The sequence below is a fragment of the Teredinibacter waterburyi genome (assembly GCF_001922985.1).
In the GTDB taxonomy this organism is placed as follows: Bacteria; Pseudomonadota; Gammaproteobacteria; order Pseudomonadales; family Cellvibrionaceae; genus Teredinibacter; species Teredinibacter waterburyi.
In genome coordinates this window covers 373,739-394,956 of sequence record NZ_MRUH01000022.1, presented here as the reverse complement: position 1 = coordinate 394,956, position 21,218 = coordinate 373,739, and the positions used below count along the sequence as shown (strand labels likewise).

The following is a 21,218-nucleotide window of genomic DNA, read 5'->3' as shown; positions in this document are numbered from 1 at the left end:
CGCGCATTATGCTGATCCAGCACCGCACCGTCAACTCCTTTTCTTAACTTATTTAAATTAACCCTTTTGACGATCAATAATGCGGCATTTTGCCTGCTTAGCGACCACGCAAAACAAAGACAAGCTTCATCAAACCCCCGCCGCGATACCAATGCTCTATTAACTCTCATCCTCACTGACGGGCTCGCGTTTAGCCGCACGATTGCGCCAAGCCGACCACATCCAGCCAACTGGCCCTGACGCAGCATAGGTGAACGCGAGTAGGAACAACACTTTGGGAGGATCAATGGTTATCACAATAAACACCATCAGAACGATAAACATAGATACAAACGGTACGCGGTGATTATCGTCCAAGCCTTTGAAACTCTGGTAACGGAAGTTCGACACCATCATCAAGCCTACGAAAATGGTTACTAGCGCTGCAGCAACCGATAACTGGGGTGTCATATCTAGCTCGCTCCCCATCCACACACCCGAAGCCATCAGTGTTGCTGCGGGGGGGCTGGCAAGACCCGTGAAGTAGCGTTTATCTTCGGTAGCAGTCTGGGTATTGAACCGTGCCAGACGTAACGCTGCGCAGGTTACGTACACAAACGCTGCCGCCCAGCCGAACTTACCTAGCGGCTCTAGTCCCCAGCTAAACAAAGCTATCGCTGGCGCCAAACCAAATGAGACCATATCGGATAGACTGTCGTACTCAGTACCAAAGGCACTCGTAGTGTTTGTCATTCGTGCCACGCGGCCATCAAAACCGTCTAAGATTTGTGCCGCAAATATCGCCATAGCCGCATTTGCGAAGTTATCGTTCATTGCAGACACTATTGCAAAAAAGCCGCCGAATAACGCCCCAGTGGTGACTAGGTTCGGGAGAAGATATACGCCTTTTCGCCTCACTCGCTCACCGTTCTCGGATACGACCTCCTCATGCTCGTCTACAGGCAGCACATCGGGTACGGACAGTGCCAAACCTTCGTCATCTGATTTTTGATCATCTCGGTCAGTCATTACATTACCTTTGTAGAGAGTCCAGTTGCGGGGGCAATATTAAACAGCGATTCCCGTTACATTCCAAGTGGTGCCGCCGAAAACACACGGCCTTTTTACTGTCGAAAAAAAAGCGCGGTAAACCGCGCCTTTTATAATCATCTTGCCGACTGCTAGTTTTTAGCTTTATCGATGATTTTATTAGATTCAATCCAAGGCATCATACCGCGCAATTGAGCACCAACCTGCTCAATCGGGTGAGCAGCGTTATTGCGACGATAAGCGGTCATCGACGGGTAGTTAGTAGCGCCTTCGCTAATAAACATCTTCGCATATTCGCCGTTCTGGATACGCTTCAACGCATTACGCATGGCTGCACGCGACTCTTCGTTGATAACTTCAGGGCCGGTAACATACTCACCGTATTCCGCATTATTGGAAATTGAGTAGTTCATATTGGCAATTCCGCCTTCGTACATAAGGTCAACGATAAGCTTTAACTCATGCAAACACTCAAAGTAAGCCATCTCTGGAGCGTAGCCTGCCTCGGTCAAGGTTTCAAAACCCATTTTAACCAACTCAACAGCACCACCACACAATACGGCTTGTTCACCAAATAGGTCGGTTTCAGTTTCATCTTTAAAAGTAGTTTCGATAATACCGGTACGACCACCACCAACGCCGGAAGCGTATGAAAGCGCAACACTCTTAGCATTGCCTGAAGCGTCTTGATGAATAGCGATCAAGTCTGGAATACCGCCGCCTTTAACAAACTCTGAGCGCACGGTATGACCAGGCGCTTTCGGAGCAATCATGATTACATCAAGATCGGCGCGAGGCACAACCTGGTTGTAATGAATGGCAAAACCGTGCGCGAACGCCAAGGTAGCGCCCTGCTTTAGGTTTGGCTCAATTTCGTTCCTGTACAACTGAGACTGGAACTCATCAGGAGTAAGGATCATAACAACATCAGCGGCAGCAACAGCAGCAGGCACATCAGACACCTTTAAACCGTGAGCTTCAGCTTTAGCGATGGATGATGAACCAGCGCGTAAACCTACAGTTACGTCAACACCGGAATCGTTTAGGTTGCAGGCGTGAGCGTGACCCTGCGAACCGTAACCGATGATGGCAACTTTTTTTCCTTTGATGATCGAGAGATCACAATCTTTATCGTAATAAACTTTCATGTTTTTCTACCCTAGATAGGAAGTGATGGAAATGAGCAAAATCAATGCCCGCAGGGGGCTGAGAACGATGCGCAGTGTAGGTGATTACACTTATCCCGTAAAATGATATATTTGCAACCTATTGTTGCACTTACTGGGATACACATTTGGACATCGAAAAGCTTAGGCTATTTAAGACTCTGGCCGACCTTAAACACTTTCATCGTGCGGCAGAACGCAGCCATGTCAGCCCGTCCAAACTCAGTCGTGTCTTGCAAGCAATTGAAGCCGAGGTTGGCGCTCGCTTGCTTGACCGCGATAACCGATCTGTATCCCTAACCGCGCAAGGCGTGCTATTCCTGCAGCATGCTCGGGCGATGATTCAGCAGTGGGAAACGCTGCAAGACCAACTTTTAATCGCCAAGGATTCACTTTCGGGTTCGATCAGCATCTATTGCTCGGTAACCGCCAGTTATAGCTTCCTGTATGACATGCTCACGGACTTTCGGCGCCTGCATCCAGACATTCAAATAAAGCTCCATACCGGTGACCCCGCCGAAGCCTTGGAACGAGTGCAGTCTGGACGCGAAGACATCGCCATCGCCGCTCGCCCAGAGCGGCTACCAAGTGAACTGAGCTTCAAAAGCTTTGCGCAGTCCCCGCTCATATTTATTACGCCTTCAGAGGGGCACAGATTTGAACAGATCGCCGAACAATACCCTGCAGATTTCTGGCATAAGATTCCCTTAATCATCTCTGAGCGTGGCGTCGCTCGCGAGCAGCTAGACGATTGGTTTCGCAAAAACCAAATCACCCCCAATATTCATGCGCAAGTTGCTGGCCACGAAGCACTGGTCAGCATGGTTAGCTTGGGGTTTGGTGTCGGGCTGGTACCGCGCATAGCGATGGACAACAGCCCGCTGAAAGATCGCGTTCGGCCATTTCGCTATCAAGCCAAGTTAAAACCTTACGACGTGGGTGTTTGCGTTTTAGAGAAGCGTCTTAAGAGCCCGGTAGTCGAAGCCTTTTGGTCACAAATATAAAAAGAAGGGAGACATTGCCGAGGTATGAAGCTAAAGAAATTTGAGTCTGCTCAGTTTAAAAAACCACTGAACAGACTCAAACGGTATAACGCAGATCATTATTGCGGCGCAAAATAACAATAGCGTTACGCGCCTGAGTACATATTAGAGACTAAGGACTTTTTCGCCTCGTGCAATTCCGGTAACACCAGACCGCACAACCTCCAATATAGACGCTTCGCCGACCGCTTGGAAAAACGCATTTAGCTTGTCGGTTGGGCCGGTTATCTGAATGGTGTACACCGACGCCGTTACATCAATAATCGAACCGCGGAAGATGTCTACACAGCGCTTTACTTCTGCGCGCTGCGAACCCGTGGCACGCACCTTGATCATCATAAGTTCACGTTCGATATGCGAACCTTCCGTTAGGTCGACCAACTTGACCACATCAACCAAGCGGTTTAAGTGCTTGGTGATCTGCTCGATTTTATGGTCATCCCCCATAGTGGTCAGCGTGAGGCGCGACAAGGTTGAGTCTTCCGTAGGTGCGACGGTAAGGGTTTCAATATTGTAGCCACGCTGAGAAAACAAACCGATAACGCGCGAAAGTGCTCCCGGCTCATTTTCCATTAACAAAGAAATGATACGTTTCATTAGGTGCGCTCCGTTTTACTCAGCCACATATCCCGCATGGAGCCATTGGGGGCAACCTGCATTGGATATACGTGTTCTTTGGGGTCGACGTAAATATCCATAAAGACACACTTGTCCTTCATGGCAAAACATTCCGCCAGCTTGGCTTTTAATTCAGAGCGCTTGGTTACACGCATACCAACATGACCGTAGGCTTCCATCAGCTTCACAAAATCGGGTAACGAATCTTCGTACAAGCTCTCGGAGTAGCGACTGTCATATTGCATATCCTGCCACTGCTTAACCATGCCTAGGGCTTGATTGTTGATGCAAATAATCTTGATCGGTAACGAATACTGCGTGCAGGTCGACAGCTCTTGGATACACATCTGAATACTGCCTTCGCCGGTAACACAAGCAACTACAGCATCACGATGAGCTATCTGTACACCCATTGCTGCAGGCAAGCCGAACCCCATGGTGCCAAGGCCGCCAGAATTGATCCAACGGCGCGGTTTATCAAACTGGTAATACTGAGCGCTGAACATTTGATGCTGACCAACGTCCGAACACACGTAGGCATCACCACCAGTAGCTTCAAACAGTGCACGAACCACTTCTTGAGGCTTCATCATGTCTGAATCAACGTCGTAATTTGGATTTAGGATAATCCCGTGGCGACTGCGCCACTCTTCAATTTCTTTCCACCAGCTATCTATCGCCTTCCTGTCTGGGCGTTCTTTGGCCGCCTTAACGAGCTCCAGCATTTCATCTAATACAGTATCGACCGGGCCAACAATCGGGACATCGGCGGGCACGGTTTTCGAAATAGATGCGGGGTCGATATCGATATGAATAATTTTTGCCGAAGGGCAAAACTTGTTCGGCGTATTGGTTACACGGTCATCAAAGCGAGCGCCCACAGCGAGTATCACATCAGCGTGGTGCATTGCTGTATTCGCCTCTACCATGCCGTGCATACCTAACATGCCCAAAAACTGGCGATCAGTACCTGGGTACGCGCCCAACCCCATCAAAGTATTGGTAACAGGGAAGTTCAACATCTTCGCCAATTCGGTGAGCTGCGGCGAAGCGTTGCCTTGCACTACACCACCTCCGGCATAGATAACAGGACGGCGCGCAGTTAAGAGTAACTGTACGGCTTTCTTTATTTGCCCCGTATGACCGCGCAATGCCGGCGTGTAAGAACGAAGTTTGACCTTGTCTGGATAGGCATAATCGAACTTGTCGACGGGGTTAGTAATATCCTTAGGAATATCAATAACCACAGGGCCGGGCCGGCCTGTTGAAGCGATATAGAAGGCTTTTTTCACCGTCTCAGCAATATCGCGCTGGTCTTTGACTAAAAAGCTGTGCTTTACGATAGGGCGAGAGATACCGACCATGTCGGTCTCTTGGAACGCATCTTCACCAATGCGCTCAGACGCGACCTGACCGGAGATCACCACCATAGGGATCGAGTCCATATAGGCCGTCGCAATCCCCGTAATCGCATTGGTTGCGCCAGGGCCGGACGTTACCAAGACCACCCCCGTTCGACCTGTCGAACGAGCGTAGCCGTCCGCAGCATGCGTGGCCGCCTGCTCGTGACGAACAAGGATGTGCTTTACGCGTTGCTGACGAAATATAGCGTCATATATATGTAGTGCCGCGCCACCAGGGTAGCCGAACAAACATTCAACCCCCTCATCCGCGAGGCTGCGAATCAGAATGTCTCCACCGGAGAGCTTTTCCACGTTTATATCCTCTAGGTTTACTCAGGTTTTGCTCAAGTCACTGCTGCACTACACAGCAATCTCGAAAATATTTAGTTTTCGAGTTCAAGCAATGAAATCATATTTTAGATCTAATCAATTACAACAATAGGCGCAGGTTCAGAGGCCCTGCTGCGATGACTAATGCGTTAATTGTCCGGGGAACAGTCTTGTGGTCTGTTGTTTTGCTGCCCTCACTTCGGATCACAAACCCAAAATTTGGCGAAACAAAACACCGGTCAGGAAGTCGTGTTGTAACTTCCCCGCACTAAAGGATGGTCAGGTCTGCGGTTAGCACGCCTGGGTAGAGATGGGGCCGAGTTTGCTCAGCGTTCTACAGCCATCTAGCGAACCGCCAATTGTCCCAATATAACTAGCAATGTCAAGCAATTGCGCTGAATTTGTACAGTTTGCAGCGTTTTTGCCAAAGCCCTGCGGCAGCGAGGATAATTTTTGCTACACTCGCTCAACTTAATCGGATTTAAATAACGACCAACGCCCTAGCCTACCGCTCGCTAGCAACCCGCTTTGTGACGTGACGAAAAGAGTAGATCGATGAAAGTTTTATTTATTGGTGGTACCGGTAATATCAGCACGGCCGTAAGTTGTTTAGCCTTGGAGCGCGGTATCGAGCTGTGGCACCTAAACCGTGGCCTCAGTGGCACACGCTTAAAAGGCGTTAGCACACTGGAATGCGATATAAACGATGAAGCCGCAGCAGCCAGCGTACTGGCAGGTCACACTTGGGATGCGGTGGTGAACTGGATCGCATTTACACCAGCGGAGATTGAGCGCGATTTACGCTTATTCGGCACCAGCACCGATCAATACGTCTTTATCAGCTCCGCGTCAGCCTATCAAACACCACCCAGCCACCCGATCATTACAGAATCAACCCCTCTATCGAACCCGATGTGGGACTATTCGCGCAATAAAATCGCCTGCGAACAACGCCTTGCTCGCGCAGGCCGTGAAAGTGGATTTCCATTTACTATTGTTCGCCCCTCCCACACCTATTCAACGGTTATCCCCATCGCTATCGGCGGCTGGACAGAGTACACAGCTATCGATCGGATGAAACGCGGCTTGCCGGTTGTCGTTCACGGAGACGGCTCTTCACTTTGGGTGCTAACCCATGCCGAAGACTTCGCCAAAGGTATAGTGGGGTTACTCGGCCACCCCGACAGCATCGGCGAGGCCTACCATATCACCTCTGATGAAGTGCTTACTTGGAACCAGATCTATCAGCACATCGCTACCGCACTAGAGGTAGAAGCCAAGCTTGTTCACGTCACCTCCGATAAAATCTGCCGCTACGACAACAGCTATATCGGCTCTCTATTGGGCGACAAATCTGCCAGCGTGATGTTTGACAACAGCAAAATCAAAGTACTGATACCTGATTTCCAGTGCAGTATCCCCTTCGCCGAAGGTATTAAAACCACCCTCGACTGGTTTGCCGCCGACCCTGCGCGTCAGGTTATATCCACCGAAAGCAACCGAATGATGGAGCAACTGATACAAGCAGAACTCGCTTAGACTTGGCATAGATCACATAAAGTCTTTGGTAATTTACGCTTATGCTTGAAGCAATGCTTAAGACTGAACTAGACTTCGACTAAGCGGCTGTTATTAATAGAGCTTTAATACCGACTGGCCGTCAGCCGTTAGGTGACGCCTAGAGTATGATTTTGACATTTGGGATTTAACAATGAGCAGTGCAAACAAGCCTTCAGACAAATCTTTGACTCACCGAATTGGCCTAGCGTGCCTTGTGCTGGCACTTTTAGCCTCTAGCGGCTCGCTGTTTGCTGAGAACTATTACCGCTGGCAAGATGACAAAGGCGTCACTCACTACGGCTCGACACCACCAAAAGGCGTTGATGCGGTACTGGTAAAAACCTACGGTACATCCAGACCCTCAATAGAACAGCCAAACTCAAATACAAGCGAGCCCGCCGCCGACCCTGAGCGTCAGCGCCGCCTAACCGAACAACAGAATCGTCGCTGTGACGAAGAGCGCCAAAGACTTGCAACCCTGCAACAATCGACACGAGTCCGCATGGAAAATGCCGATGGCGATGCTCGATATTTAACTCAAGAAGAAATTGATAGTGAGATTGCTACCACGCAACGTGTTATCGACGATATTTGCAAATAGAGCGACGCCTCTCGCCAATCCAAGTAGCAACTACCGAAGTAGCAGCTACGCAAAATAAAAAAACGCCCAACTAGGGCGTTTTTTTATTTGCACAGCACATCCCAGTACTGTCAACTCAAGCAACACCTAAGCTAAAACGTAGACAACGCGATCACCGTCTAAGCGAGCCTCAATTTTTGCACCCGCTGGAAACTTCCCTGCGAGCACCTCCTGAGCCAAGGAGTTTTCTATCATCTGTTGGATTGCTCGCTTCAATGGGCGAGCCCCATAAACGGGATCGAACCCAGCCTCACAAAGTCGATTCATGACCTCATCAGAAATAGCCAACTCAAGATCTCGTTCCTGCAAACGCTTACGAAGAATTTCCAATTGAATTTCAGCGATGCCCCGTATTTGCGAGCGGCCTAAAGGATGGAATACCACCACTTCATCGATACGGTTAATAAACTCTGGGCGGAAATGTCCCCCGACCACCTGCATTACGGCATCCTTCATAGCTTGGTAGCGGTTTTCATTTATTTCTGCGCCTTCAGTTTTTTCGTCAAAACTAATACTGTCGTAGGCGCGGTTTTGGGCAATTTCCTGAATCGCATCAGACCCCAAGTTGGACGTCATAACAATTACCGTATTGCGGAAATCGACTGTGCGCCCCTGCCCATCGGTTAGACGTCCATCATCTAACACTTGTAACAAAATATTGAAGACATCCGGATGAGCTTTTTCAACTTCATCCAGCAAGAGCACAGAGTATGGCTTGCGGCGCACCGCCTCGGTTAAGTAGCCGCCCTCTTCATAACCCACGTATCCGGGCGGCGCTCCGATTAAGCGTGCAACCGAATGCTTCTCCATAAACTCAGACATATCGATACGCACCATGGCGTCAGTACTATCGAACAGAAATTCCGCAAGGGACTTACACAGCTCGGTTTTACCGACACCAGTTGGGCCCAAAAATAAAAATGAGCCATTTGGGCGATTAGGATCTGAAAGCCCCGCACGTGAACGCCGCACGGCATTGGCAACGGCCGTCACCGCTTCGCCCTGACCAATCACACGGCGATGTAACGACTCCTCCATGCGCAGTAACTTGTCGCGTTCACCCTCTAACATCTTAGATACTGGAATGCCGGTCCAACGAGAAACCACCTCGGCAATTTCCTCGTCCGTAACCTTATTGCGCAACAGTTTCATCTCGTGCATTTCGGCCTGGCCCGCCATATCCAACTGCTTTTCCAGCTCGGGAATAATACCGTATTGCAATTCAGACATGCGCGCCAAATCTCCCGCTCGACGCGCGGTATCCAGCTCTAAGCGAGCCTGCTCTAAATTACTTTTAATTTCCTGCGAGCCCTGCAACGCAGCTTTTTCCGCGCGCCAAATCTCATCTAAATCGGCATAGTCCCGCTCGATACTTTCAATATCTACATCGATTTTTTTCAAGCGTGAGCGAGCGGCTACATCGTCATCTTTTTTAACCGCCTCACGTTCAATTTTTAATTGGATTAAGCGCCGCTCCAATTTATCCATTTGCTCGGGTTTAGAATCGATCTCCATGCGAATACGACTACCCGACTCGTCTATCAAGTCAATCGCCTTATCCGGTAGCTGACGATCCGTAATATAACGCTGGGAAAGTTTCACGGCGGCAATGATTGCCGCGTCGGAAATATCCACACCGTGATGAACTTCGTAGCGCTCCTTCAAACCACGCAAAATAGCGATAGTATCGGCTTCACTCGGCTCGTCAACTTGCACCTTCTGAAAGCGTCGCTCTAAGGCGGCATCTTTTTCAATATACTTTCGATATTCGTCTAAGGTTGTTGCACCAACGCAATGTAGCTCGCCTCGCGCTAGGGCAGGCTTTAGCATATTACCGGCGTCCATCGCGCCTTCGGCTTTACCGGCACCAACCATGGTGTGCAATTCATCGATAAACAGAATGATTCCACCTTCCTGTTTACCTAGCTCTGTCAGTACCGCTTTTAAACGTTCTTCAAACTCTCCGCGAAATTTTGCTCCAGCCAAAAGTGAGCCAAAATCGAGCGATAAAAGCCGTTTATTCTTCAAGCCTTCTGGGACTTCCCCATTAATTATGCGCTGCGCTAAACCTTCAACAATTGCCGTTTTCCCAACGCCGGGCTCGCCGATAAGTACTGGATTATTTTTAGTGCGACGCTGCAACACCTGTATGGTTCGCCGAATTTCATCGTCGCGACCGATCACTGGGTCTAATTTGCCGGCCTCGGCGCGCGCGGTTAGGTCGATGGTATATTTATCTAGGGCTTGGCGATTGCCCTCGGCTTCTGGATTATCAATGGTGTCGCCACCACGAATACGATCAACCGCCATTTGCAGGCTGTCCGCACGGCCAAAACTCAGCAGCAGCTTACCTAAGGATTTATCACCGTCTTTAATCGCGGCAAGTAAAAAACTTTCGCTGGAAATAAATTTATCGCCAGACTTCTGTGCCTGCTTGTCCGCCAAATTCAGCAAACGCCCCAATTCGGGCGACAACTGTACGTCGCCCGTAGGATTCTGAATACGCGCCAAATTTTCGAGCTGTTTGGTTAGTTCATTGCGCAAACCCTGAGTATCAAAACCGGCCGCCAACAATAGCGGGCGCACTGAACCGCCTTGCTGGTCCAACATGGCCTGCAATAGGTGTAGCGGTTCTATTTGATTATGATCGCGACCAACGGCAAGAGATTGTGCGTCGGACAACGCCATCTGAAGCTGATTTGTTAAACGGTCGATTCGCATAGCGGCAATCTCACTTATTAAAATGTTGGAAAAATACGGTTCCGAGCTGCTGCGGCTCTACTCTTTCTGCTGAGCCATTGAAGCTAATTAAGCCTTAACGTCACGTGAAATCAACTCGAATAAGGCTTTTCGGGGCTATTGAAAAGATGGGGGCGAGATCGAGAAACTCAATCGTCGCGGAGGTTAAAGATTCCGGTGCAGACGCGGTTTACAATTCTGTTATAGTTGCCACCCGCGCCAAAAGAATAAACTCATGCGCGTGAATAGAATGAATGTGCCTTATGCATGCCACTCATTTGAGGAGATCGTCAACATGAACATTATTAAAGCTGTGCGCAACCGCATGCACAGCCAATCACTCACAAATCATATAAGCACGCCAAAAAAGTTGTCCCTTGTAGCGAAACTAGCCGCACTCGCAGGCTTACTTTCTTTCAGTTTCATGGCGTTCAATAGCACTGCAATGCCAAAGCCGGAAACCAAGGTCGCCGCAGCTCCCGCACTAGAGAAGGTATCGAGCCGCTACTTTGACGAATATTACCTGGCAAAAACCGCGGACTGGCCCGGCCTACAGCGCATTCACATCACCGAAGCCGAAGTTAGCTTCGATAAGCGCTGGCTAAAGGAATATCGCCATACTGTTTCAGATAGCCACCGCGCAAAAATAGCAGCCGATTATGGTGACGAACTTAAAACCCAGCTCGCCCGAGCCTTTTCCAATGCCGGATGGAAGCTACTAGAAGAGCCTGCAGACTATGCGGTAATCCTGACGCCAAAACTGGTCGACCTGTACTTAAATGCACCAGAACCCAAAGCTTCAATAGATAAATCCTTTGTTTGGCAGGCTGGTCGGGTAGTGATGGATCTGGATTTTGCCGCTAACGACAAACCCCTCGCCAGAATTGTCGACCGAGATGAAACTCGCTTTCAGAATGCGGCACCAATCGAAGCCAATCGAGCGACTAACTTCCGTCAATTTAAAGTATTGATGAGTAAGTGGTCGAAGAAGGTTGTTAAGCAGCTTGCTCTAACCCGTGGCGAACATCCGTAGAAACACGCGACCACATAGAGATAGCTGCAAAGAAAAGATACAAAGAGGTTACTAATCGGCCAGCCAAATAAGGCTGGCCATTCGACCTGTCTGACCGTCGCGACGAAAAGAGTAGAAACGATCGGAATCCGAATAGGTACAAAAACCCCCACCATAAATCTGTTCCACCCCCGCCCCTCGCAACTCAGCGCTAGCTAAACTGTAAATATTGGCGAAGTACTTGCCCTGTGTCGCTGGGACAAAGCTCTGCTCCGGTGGCTCACTATAGCGACGAGTGATTGCAGCAGCGCGAAACGCATCGTAAACATCCTCACCAACCTCAAATCGCTGTGGCCCTATCGCAGGCCCCAAGAACACCATCAAATCACTATTTTTGGCGCGAAACTTAGATAGGGTAGCAGTCACAATCCCATCGGCCAAGCCGCGCCATCCTGCATGTACCGCCGCAACTTCGTCCCCCTCCTGAGAGCAAATAAGTAATGGCAAGCAGTCGGCCGTCATAACAACGCAGGCACGCCCAGCCGCACGCGTGAACGCGGCATCGGCCGTCACTGCGATGCCGCCAGCGGTATTGCCCAAAGTATCTACGTCTACTACTTGAGTGCTGTGTACCTGATTTAGCCAATAGGGCTTGGCGCTGATCTTCGCGCTTAAACGCGCGCGGTTGATGGCGACGTGATCGGGTGAATCATCAACATGCAGGGCAAGATTATTGGACGCACAAAAGCCCTCACTCACGCCACCAGAACGAGTGCTAATCAATGCTCGAACTCTCGGAGGACATGGCCACACAGGCTCAAAATAGGCCTGCAGGCTAACGAGCAAGGGCTCACTCATGAAGTGGCGGCGGCTTTAATCAAGGCCAAAAGGTGGGACATGTCTTCAGGCAAGGGCACTTGCCACTGTAATGCTTCACCGCTTTCTGGGTGAAATAGGCCGAGCTTGGCAGCGTGCAACGCCTGACGATGAAATTGGTCGACGGCAACTAGGTCTGGCTGAGCTCGCATTGCCTTTGCATTCAAGCGCTTGCCGTAGGTGGCATCGCCAACCAATGGGTGCCCCAGATGTGCCATATGTACGCGAATTTGGTGGGTTCGACCGGTTTCCAATTGCAGCTCTAAATGGGTAAAACCATTGTAACGAGCCAATCCGGCGTAATGGGTGATCGCCTCTTTACCACCACTGGTGACTACAGCCATACGCGTGCGGCTAGTCGGATGACGACCAATATCGCCACGAACCACGCCGCTTTGACGCACGTCGCCCATAACAATCGCTTCATATTGACGCTTTACCGTACGCGCCTGCATTTGTCGGACTAGGTCTGTTTGTGCCAACTCGGTTTTTGCGACCACCATCAAGCCCGTGGTGTCTTTGTCTAAGCGATGCACTATACCCGCTCGCGGCAACAAACGTTGACTCGGGTTGTAGTGAATCAAACCATTCAGCAACGTGCCCTGATAATTACCCGCGGCGGGGTGAACGACTAGCCCTGCAGGCTTGTTAACCACAAGAATATGCGCGTCTTCGTAGACAATTTCGAGATCCATCGGCTCGGCAATCCATTCGCCCTGCACCTCGGGGGTCGCATTCAGTTGCAGACTTTCACCGCCCGCGAGCTTCATTTTTGGCTTGCAGGCTCGACCGTTAACCAATAAAGATTCGTCTTTAATCCAGCCCTGCAATTTGGCCCTTGAAAATTCAGGGAACAAATCGGCGACAACTACATCCAACCTATCGCCCGCACGCTCCAACGGTACCGATGAGGAGAGGCTGATTGACTCGGCTTGCAGCACTTCGGCATCGGCATCTAGGAGGGGGGCTTGCCCCGCGTCGAGGCCAGCATTTTGGTCTATTTGCCCTAAGGCGGATTCTGACTTGCTGTTATCAATGGGCATTTGTATTTAAACCTTGAGCTGCATTACACTGTCGCCCCATTATAGCCTTGGCTAGGGTAAAAGCTTGTAGGCCTGCTAGGGATTGCAACAAGATCGTAACTAGCGGATTACAACTGGGCGGGAATTTGATGTTTCATGCCCGCGTTACCAGCGATGGGCAAGAAAACGAACAGAATTAGAAGCGCTTTATTAAAAGAGCTGTATTTACTAAAAGCACCTTATTTAGAAGAACCATATTAAAAGTAGTCGGCATTGTGCTCAGCTTTTCGCTTGGGTCAAGCCAAATTTAGCGCGGCCTCCATATCGCTTGAAGCCTTAGCTGTTAAACCTCACGGTTTAGCGGCTTCCAGCTCAACGACTATTGCCGACATTGATGATCAGAGTTTAGACACCCTAATGATAAATCGTTTTAAAGCCTTAGCATTGTGCCTCATCCTACTCACCTTGGCACTGACCGGTTGCTCTAGCAACAAAGAAAAATTTGATAAAAGCAGCGAACAATTGCTGTTTGAGGCTGCTGAGCGAAATATCCGCTTGCAGTACTGGAGCACAGCCATTGAAGCGCTGGAGTTACTGGAAGAAAACTTCCCGTTCGGCACCTTTGCCGAACAAGCTCAGCTAGAACTAATATACGTCTACTTCCGTGCGGAAGAATACGAAGCGGTCACTGCCGCCGCAGACCGGTTTATCCGTTTGCATCCGCAACACCGCAATGTTGACTACGCCTACTACATGCGTGGTATCGCGGCCTTCCACAACGACTCTTCGTTCTTCGCTATCATGACCGCCGATACCACCCGCCGCGACGTTGGTACATCGCGCGAATCGTTTGACTACTTTGCGCAGTTATTGCAACGCTACCCCGACAGTCAGTACGGGCTAGATGCGCAAAAGCGCATGATCTATTTGCGCAACCTAATGGCACGCTACGAAATTCACGTTGCTAACTACTACTTTGAGCGTCGTGCATTTCTTGCCGCAGCGAATCGCGGTCGCTTTGTGGTCGAAAACTTCCAGCGCTCACCGGCTGTCCCCGATGGCTTAGCCGTTATGATTCAGGCTTACCATCTATTAGGTATGGATGATCTTTCTGAGCAAGCTGTAAAGGTGTTAGCGGCTAACTTCCCAGAGCATCCGGCCCTTAAAAATGGCAAGTTTAACTACCAATTTGGTCGCGACAAAAAAACGTCTTGGGTTACCTATCTAACCTTGGGACTATTCAAAAAGCAGCCGACCGTAAACTTCGATAGCCGTGAACTTTACGACCCATTCTATAACGAAGACTTAGACCCAGTTCCACCGAACTAAGGTTCGCTCGAGACTAAAATAGTATTCCTAGCGGACAGAGTTTTCTGTCCGCTCCTCCGTCTAACGGTTAACTCTCAGCTCTTACATCCGCAGCGCCGCTATCGAAAGCAGCTCCAAATACCCGTTCAACAAGTTCCTGCTAGATTCTATTTCCAACACAAGCTAATCACCAATTTTCCAGCCGTTGGTAATAGGGTAGCGACGATCTCGTCCGAAAGCGCGGCGACTAATTCGAATACCGACAGGAGCCTGACGCCGCTTGTATTCATTGATATCCACCAAACGTAATACCCTACGCACATCGGCTTCATCAAAGCCCTCAGCGACAATCTCGTCGGCACTACAATCATCTTCCACATACAACTCTAAGATTCTGTCTAGCACCTCATAGGGCGGCAGTGAATCTTCATCTTTTTGATCTGGGGCCAGCTCTGCTGAAGGTGGGCGCGTAATCACCGACACCGGTATCACCTCACTAATGGTGTTCCTATACTTGGAGAGCTCAAACACCATTATTTTGGGGACGTCTTTCAGCACGTCTAAACCGCCGGCCATATCGCCATAGAGCGTTGCGTAACCGACCGACATTTCGCTTTTGTTGCCCGTCGTCAGCACCAAATAGCCCAACTTATTAGACATAGCCATTAACAACACACCGCGGCTGCGCGCCTGAATATTTTCTTCCGTAGTATCTTTCTGTGTTCCCGCAAACGTTTCTTCAAGCTGGCCCATAAAGGCTTCGTAAATCGGCTCAATACTAATACTTTGATAATCAACACCAAGGCGCCGAGCTTCATCTTCCGCATCGTTTTTACTAAGGTCTGAGGTATAGCGGAACGGCATCATTACCGCATTCACACGTTCGGCCCCTAAAGCGTCCACCGCAATTGCCAGTGTTAGTGCCGAATCAATACCCCCAGAAAGCCCCAAAACGACACCCTTAAATCCGTTTTTATTCACATAGTCTCGAACCCCGAGTACCAAGGCAGAATAAGTAACCGCCAGCGGATTCTGCTCTACAGAGGCCGGAGCCGTAGTACTTGTAATAGCACCATCGGCACTGCCGAATACAACCACGGCAAGGCGTTCATCGAAGTGGCCGACTCGACTAACAATTTCGCCCCTAGCGTCAGCGACGAAAGATCCGCCATCAAACACCAGCTCATCCTGGCCACCAACCTGATTCACGTAGACAATTGGCGCATCGATTTCTTTCGCTCGCTGCGATACCAAGGACTCTCTTTCTTGCTGCTTGTGCTGATGAAACGGAGAGGCATTTAAATTTAACAGCAGCGCGGCGCCGCAGGATTTAGCCTGAGCAACGGGGCTACCATCCCAAATATCCTCGCAAATAGAAATCCCAACCGATACGCCCTTACAGCTAAACACACCCTGCTGCGAGCCAGCGGTGAAGTAGCGCTTCTCATCAAATACCTGATAATTAGGCAAACACTGCTTCGCATATTCGTATACAAGCTGGCCACCCTCGATTACCCCCGCCATATTGAACATCTCGGCACCGATCTGCTTGGGGTAGCCGACAACCACCGAAATTGGTAATTGTGCGTCACACAAGGCTTGCAAGCCCCTCTGTACGCGCTTATGGCAACTCGGCCGCAATAGCAGGTCTTCTGGCGGGTAACCCGTTAAGGTAAGTTCTGGGAATACGATAATATCAGCCTGGTATTCGTTGTAGGCCCTGCGTGCCGAGTCCACCACCAACTGCAAGTTGCCGTCGATATCGCCGACTAAAGGGTTGATTTGAGCCAGTGCTATTATCAATTTTGACATATACTTTTCACATTCCACGACATTCTAAGGGAGGCTTGACGGCATCAATCTAATGCCATCCGCTTACCTACAAGAGTAGATTCAATTTACGAAGCATGGCATTGTCCTGCAAAGCTCTTAAAAGGGCAAAAATAATCAACGACCGTTCCAATACGCCGACGCAGATCACTGCACGGCCATCGCAAGACAATAGAGAAACTGCTGCGAAACTTTTGTATTGCGAAACTATTGGACTATACGAAGGGTCGATACAACCGTCACTGGGGCCATAATTGAAAGCAATACCTACAACGCCGACACACAATTTACAAATTTTACAGATCTATCTCTACTACCGACTTATTTTAGGGGCCGTACTTTGGCTTACCTACACTAGCGGCGTGGCAGCATCGGTATTGGGCAAGCTGCAGCCAGACCTGTTTAATTTCGCCGCTTCGGGCTATTGCCTGATTAGCTTTGGATCACTATTCGTCTTTCGAGCAAAACAGCTAACCCATTCGATCAAACGTATTAGTTTTTTGCTCATAATCGACATCATCGCCCTATTGCTGATGATTCACGCCAGCGGTGGTATTGATTCGGGTTTGGGCTACCTATTACTTATCAATGTCGCTATCGCAAGTATTTTTATTCGAGGCCAGCTCGCTTTTGCTTTCGCTGCAATGGTCAGCCTATTTGTTATTGGCGATTCATTTTATCTACCCAACACTCACGATAGTTTAACAAGCGCGTTATTTTCTGCTGGGTCCTTGGGTGTATTGATTTTTATTACATCCATAAGCTTTCATTACCTGACCGAAAAAATACGTATTAGCGACATTGAAGCTGCCTCTCAAGCGCGTTACGCAGAGCACCTCCAGAGATTAGCGCAGCATATTATTACCCGCATGCGCACAGGCATTGTGGTTATCGATGAAAAAAACCGTATCGAATTGTTAAACCAATCTGCAATGCAATTGTTAGGGCTACCGCAAGAAAACTACATTGGCCATTCGATTGCTGAAATATCGAACCTAGAAACATTAGTAAACACTTGGCACAAAAACCCCGTTGTTGGTATTCCAAAACAACACTTGCTACGAGCGGGTCAAGAAGCGCGGGTAAGCTTTGCCCTGCTAGAAACAGAAGGGCAAGAACGAACGATACTGTACATGGAAGACTATCGATCCCTAGCACAGCACGCACAGCAATTGAAACTGGCCTCACTAGGTCGCCTAACCGCAAGCATTGCTCACGAAGTACGCAACCCTCTTGGCGCTATATCCCACGCTTCACAACTGTTAAAAGAATCGGAACACCTGCACCCGAGTGATTCCCGGTTAATGGAAATTATTTTGCAGCACTCAGATCGCGTGAATCAAATAATCGAGAACACCTTGGTATTATCCAGCCGTAAAGAACCCAAGGCACAGCAAATCGATTTAAATCGATGGTTACCGCGTTTTATTTCAGAATACGATGCTAGTAATGCCAGCGAGATACAACTACACCCAATATCAGAACATCTTTCGGCAAAGTTTGACCCGGTTCACCTTACCCAAATACTTACCAATCTCTGTGATAACGGTTTAAGGTTTAGTCTACGGCAGACAGGTAAAGCGCAGATAGAAATTCGTGCGGGAATCAGTGAAAATGACGACACACCATTTATCGAAGTTATCGATAACGGCCCCGGAGTGAGCGACGAAATGCTAAGTCAGATATTCGACCCCTTCTACACCACAGATGAAAAAGGTTCGGGGCTTGGCCTATACATTTCCCGAGAGCTATGTGAAATCAATCAAGCATCGATCTTTTTTCAACGAACCCCTCAGGGTAAAAGTTGCTTTAGAATCAACTGCCCTCATCACCAGCGAATGATTTAATCATGTCAAACATCCGAGCACTAATAATTGACGACGAACCCGATATTCGAGAGCTACTCGAAATAACACTATCGCGCATGAATATGGCGGTTGACAGCGCTGCCGATATTGCCGAGGCGACTGCATTTCTAGAGAAGGTCAACTACAACATTTGTTTGACTGACATGAAATTACCTGACGGTAATGGCATAGATCTAGTGCGTTATATTCAGCGACACCACCCAGAATTACCCGTAGCCGTTATTACCGCGCACGGCAATATGGATACGGCAATAGAGGCAATGAAGGCCGGCGCCTTCGATTTTGTCAACAAGCCAATAGAGCTCTCCGCTCTGCGTAAATTAGTTGGCACTGCAATAACATCAAGTCAACTGCCCTCCTCAAGCGAGTCGAGTTCACGCATAGTCGGCCAATCGGCGCAAATCGCCACACTAAAAAAATCCATTTTGAAGCTCGCTCGCTCCCAAGCACCTATATACATCAGCGGCGAGTCCGGTAGCGGCAAAGAACTCGTCGCAAAATCTATTCACGAATTAGGCCCACGCGGTCCGCACCCCTTTGTTGCGGTCAACTGCGGCGCCATCCCTAAAGAATTAATGGAAAGCGAATTCTTCGGGCATAAAAAAGGTTCTTTCACAGGTGCCTCTACCGACAAACAAGGTTTATTCCAAGCGGCAGAAGGCGGTACGCTTTTTCTAGACGAAGTTGCCGATCTTCCGATGGAAATGCAGGTAAAGTTGTTGCGTGCAATACAAGAAAAGGCTGTTCGTCCAATTGGTGCGCAGGCAGAGTTCGCTACCAATGTACGTATTCTCAGCGCCACTCACAAAGACCTTGAGAACTTGGTCAACAAGGGCGAATTCCGCCAAGATTTATTTTATCGACTCAATGTAATCCAAATCACCACGCCACCATTGCGTGAGCGAACGGAAGATATTCCAGAACTGATTGGCTTTTTATTAGAGCGTATTGCCAACGATCATCAGCTCAATGCTCCCAAAGTTACCAGCGCAGCGTTAAAAGCACTTACACACTATCAATACCCAGGTAACATTCGCGAGCTGGAAAATATTTTGGAGCGTGCATTCACACTATGTGAAAATGATCAAATTACCGACCAAGACCTGCAACTCGACGAACGTTCGACAAGCAGTAATACTATAAAGCCAACCAGAATCGGCGGGCACCTACAAGCTTGCCAGACACATGCATCGATTGACGATTACCTTTCCGATATTGAAAAAGAAATTATTTGTGAAATATTAGAGCAAGTGCGCTGGAATAAAACACTCGCAGCTAAAAAGCTTGGCATAAGCTTCCGCTCACTACGCTATAGGTTGGCCAAGTTAGGATTGGACGACAGCGACTAAGTTTGTCGGACGACGCAAAGCGACAATATCAGCCTACTGTTTGCGATATTTCCTACATATTTTAGTCGCGTCTAGACGTAAATTTATTTGCAGTATCACAGCCCCGCCGGAGCAATGAGTGATACCTTTTGATATTTAAGCACAAGCTCTTCAAACAACTGGATCAGGATGATCCCACACAACGCAAGGATCGCCAGCCATGTATAAATTTGCCTACAGACAATCACCCCGCCTTCAAACTCGTGGCTTTACGCTACTCGACATACTGTTAAGTATAAGTATTCTCGCTTTAGTACTCGGTCTAGGCGTTCCATCCCTTACCGAAATACTCAATACTCACAAGAAAAAAACCAGCCTGTCCTCGATTCTTCATATGATGAACTTTGCACGACAAACAGCGATAGATACACGCGAGAACATTACCTTATGCCCCAGCACAGATCTCATAAACTGCAGTCGCGACTGGAGAAACCCCGTCATCGTTTTTCTAGATAAGGACGCCAACCGAGAGATTTCAGAGGAAGACACACTACTGCGAGTGCGTGATGTTATTGATACAAGCCAGCAACTTACAATGAGGTCATCCGCCAACCGTCAATATGTACAGTTTCAAGCAGATGGTAGCACGCGAGGTCAAAATGGAAGCTTCTACCTTTGCCAAACACACGGTGAGTCAGCAGGTGAAACGAAAGCGCGGATTATTTTTTACCACACAGGGCGCAGCAGAATAGCGAAACACCACGAGCTTACTGGCAGTTGCAACTAAACGTATAGCCTTCGCTAAAACTAAAACAGCCATCAAATCTTTAGCTGCTTTAAATTAGTAGCTAGCTGCCGCAATAACCTGAGTTATAACTTAATTTAGCGCCAACACGTCTGCGTGGTCTCTGTTCCTGTACTACCGCGGACCCCGGTATTCGTTAAGGTAAAAGCCGTGCAGGCCGAATCAGAAGTCGTCACAACTAAACTCACCGTATGGGTAAACGCTGAGCAAGGGCTAGCGCTGTTTGGAGCACAACCACTTGGCAATAGTGCGACACTCGTCGAGTAGTGTTCAGTCTCACTTAAATTCGAACCTAGACCCAAACCACATGCCGCGCCAGTACAGCCAGTTGGAGCGACGATAACCGAAGTATAGGAGCTGTATAAACTATAGAAACGCTCTTGTCGTGAGGCCATATCTAAAACAAAGGCCTTGGCCTCTGCGCGTTTACCTCGCTTTACCTGCTCCATATAGGACGGGACAGCGAATACAGAAATAATGGCGACTACGGCAAGAGTAATAAGGAGTTCAATTAAGGTAAACCCCCGCGCTCGAACGACACAGCTCTCGAATCTAGTTCGATCTGGTAGCGACAAGGCGAACTCTGTCTTTATCCGACACTTTCTGATCCGTAACATTGGCTTGCCTTGTCTCTACTAGAG

The 21,218-nt window shown here is 49.0% G+C and carries 17 protein-coding genes; 8 read left to right on the top strand and 9 right to left on the bottom strand.

The window, feature by feature from the left end; genetic code table 11:
- Window positions 1-159 precede the first annotated feature (159 nt).
- Together pssA and ilvC are read right to left on the bottom strand one after the other, a co-directional pair.
- A complete protein-coding gene (pssA, locus tag IDZ20_RS04640; RefSeq protein WP_188150241.1) occupies window positions 160-1,008 on the bottom strand; it encodes a CDP-diacylglycerol--serine O-phosphatidyltransferase in 849 nt (282 codons plus the stop codon).
- A 152-nt stretch (window positions 1,009-1,160) separates the two neighbouring features.
- Window positions 1,161-2,177, bottom strand: a complete 1,017-nt coding sequence (gene ilvC, locus IDZ20_RS04635; RefSeq protein WP_188150240.1) for a ketol-acid reductoisomerase — start codon at window positions 2,175-2,177, stop codon at window positions 1,161-1,163.
- Window positions 2,178-2,323: 146 nt separating this feature from the next.
- Between ilvC and ilvY the strand changes: the two genes are divergently transcribed.
- Window positions 2,324-3,199: an HTH-type transcriptional activator IlvY gene (gene ilvY / locus IDZ20_RS04630; RefSeq protein ID WP_188150239.1), complete on the top strand. Its 876-nt coding sequence runs from the start codon at window positions 2,324-2,326 to the stop codon at window positions 3,197-3,199.
- Between the two features lie 144 nt (window positions 3,200-3,343).
- Here ilvY and ilvN read toward each other — a convergent pair whose 3' ends face one another.
- Both ilvN and IDZ20_RS04620 read right to left on the bottom strand, forming a co-directional pair.
- On the bottom strand, window positions 3,344-3,835 hold the full coding sequence (ilvN, locus tag IDZ20_RS04625) for an acetolactate synthase small subunit (RefSeq protein WP_188150238.1): 492 nt from the start codon (window positions 3,833-3,835) through the stop codon (window positions 3,344-3,346).
- Window positions 3,835-5,571: an acetolactate synthase 3 large subunit gene (locus IDZ20_RS04620; protein WP_188150237.1), complete on the bottom strand. Its 1,737-nt coding sequence runs from the start codon at window positions 5,569-5,571 to the stop codon at window positions 3,835-3,837. The genes ilvN and IDZ20_RS04620 overlap by 1 nt, the downstream gene beginning before the upstream one ends.
- A gap of 573 nt (window positions 5,572-6,144) precedes the next feature.
- On the opposite strand from IDZ20_RS04620, the gene IDZ20_RS04615 reads away from it, so the two are divergent.
- Together IDZ20_RS04615 and IDZ20_RS04610 are read left to right on the top strand one after the other, a co-directional pair.
- The gene (locus IDZ20_RS04615; protein ID WP_188150236.1) at window positions 6,145-7,128 is read left to right on the top strand and encodes an SDR family oxidoreductase; all 984 of its coding nucleotides are present in this window, start codon (window positions 6,145-6,147) and stop codon (window positions 7,126-7,128) included.
- Window positions 7,129-7,300: 172 nt separating this feature from the next.
- Window positions 7,301-7,750, top strand: coding sequence for a DUF4124 domain-containing protein (locus IDZ20_RS04610; RefSeq protein ID WP_188150235.1), 450 nt, complete (start codon window positions 7,301-7,303; stop codon window positions 7,748-7,750).
- 126 nt (window positions 7,751-7,876) lie between these two features.
- Here IDZ20_RS04610 and clpB read toward each other — a convergent pair whose 3' ends face one another.
- Entirely contained in the window at window positions 7,877-10,510 is a 2,634-nt protein-coding gene (gene clpB, locus IDZ20_RS04605; RefSeq protein WP_188150234.1) for an ATP-dependent chaperone ClpB, read from the bottom strand.
- Between the two features lie 313 nt (window positions 10,511-10,823).
- Between clpB and IDZ20_RS04600 the strand changes: the two genes are divergently transcribed.
- Window positions 10,824-11,561 carry a hypothetical protein gene (locus IDZ20_RS04600; RefSeq protein WP_188150233.1) on the top strand — a complete coding sequence of 246 codons (738 nt, stop codon included), beginning with the start codon at window positions 10,824-10,826 and terminating at the stop codon, window positions 11,559-11,561.
- 51 nt (window positions 11,562-11,612) lie between these two features.
- Here IDZ20_RS04600 and pgeF read toward each other — a convergent pair whose 3' ends face one another.
- Together pgeF and rluD are read right to left on the bottom strand one after the other, a co-directional pair.
- Entirely contained in the window at window positions 11,613-12,323 is a 711-nt protein-coding gene (pgeF, locus tag IDZ20_RS04595; protein ID WP_245792106.1) for a peptidoglycan editing factor PgeF, read from the bottom strand.
- A 71-nt stretch (window positions 12,324-12,394) separates the two neighbouring features.
- Window positions 12,395-13,459, bottom strand: coding sequence for a 23S rRNA pseudouridine(1911/1915/1917) synthase RluD (gene rluD / locus IDZ20_RS04590; RefSeq protein ID WP_188150231.1), 1,065 nt, complete (start codon window positions 13,457-13,459; stop codon window positions 12,395-12,397).
- A 396-nt stretch (window positions 13,460-13,855) separates the two neighbouring features.
- Between rluD and IDZ20_RS04585 the strand changes: the two genes are divergently transcribed.
- Entirely contained in the window at window positions 13,856-14,767 is a 912-nt protein-coding gene (locus tag IDZ20_RS04585) for an outer membrane protein assembly factor BamD (protein ID WP_188150270.1), read from the top strand.
- Between the two features lie 162 nt (window positions 14,768-14,929).
- Here IDZ20_RS04585 and IDZ20_RS04580 read toward each other — a convergent pair whose 3' ends face one another.
- Complete coding sequence (locus tag IDZ20_RS04580; protein ID WP_188150230.1) at window positions 14,930-16,558, bottom strand: NAD+ synthase; 1,629 nt, start codon at window positions 16,556-16,558, stop codon at window positions 14,930-14,932.
- A 272-nt stretch (window positions 16,559-16,830) separates the two neighbouring features.
- On the opposite strand from IDZ20_RS04580, the gene IDZ20_RS04575 reads away from it, so the two are divergent.
- From IDZ20_RS04575 to IDZ20_RS04565, 3 genes are all read left to right on the top strand, one after another.
- A complete protein-coding gene (locus tag IDZ20_RS04575) occupies window positions 16,831-18,423 on the top strand; it encodes a sensor histidine kinase (RefSeq protein ID WP_188150229.1) in 1,593 nt (530 codons plus the stop codon).
- Between the two features lie 2 nt (window positions 18,424-18,425).
- Window positions 18,426-19,793 (top strand): sigma-54-dependent transcriptional regulator, encoded by a 1,368-nt coding sequence (locus tag IDZ20_RS04570; RefSeq protein WP_188150228.1) that lies wholly within the window; start codon window positions 18,426-18,428, stop codon window positions 19,791-19,793.
- A 199-nt stretch (window positions 19,794-19,992) separates the two neighbouring features.
- Window positions 19,993-20,559: a GspH/FimT family pseudopilin gene (locus IDZ20_RS04565; protein ID WP_188150227.1), complete on the top strand. Its 567-nt coding sequence runs from the start codon at window positions 19,993-19,995 to the stop codon at window positions 20,557-20,559.
- Window positions 20,560-20,654: 95 nt separating this feature from the next.
- Here IDZ20_RS04565 and IDZ20_RS04560 read toward each other — a convergent pair whose 3' ends face one another.
- The gene (locus IDZ20_RS04560) at window positions 20,655-21,194 is read right to left on the bottom strand and encodes a type IV pilin protein (RefSeq protein WP_188150226.1); all 540 of its coding nucleotides are present in this window, start codon (window positions 21,192-21,194) and stop codon (window positions 20,655-20,657) included.
- Window positions 21,195-21,218: the final 24 nt, after the last annotated feature.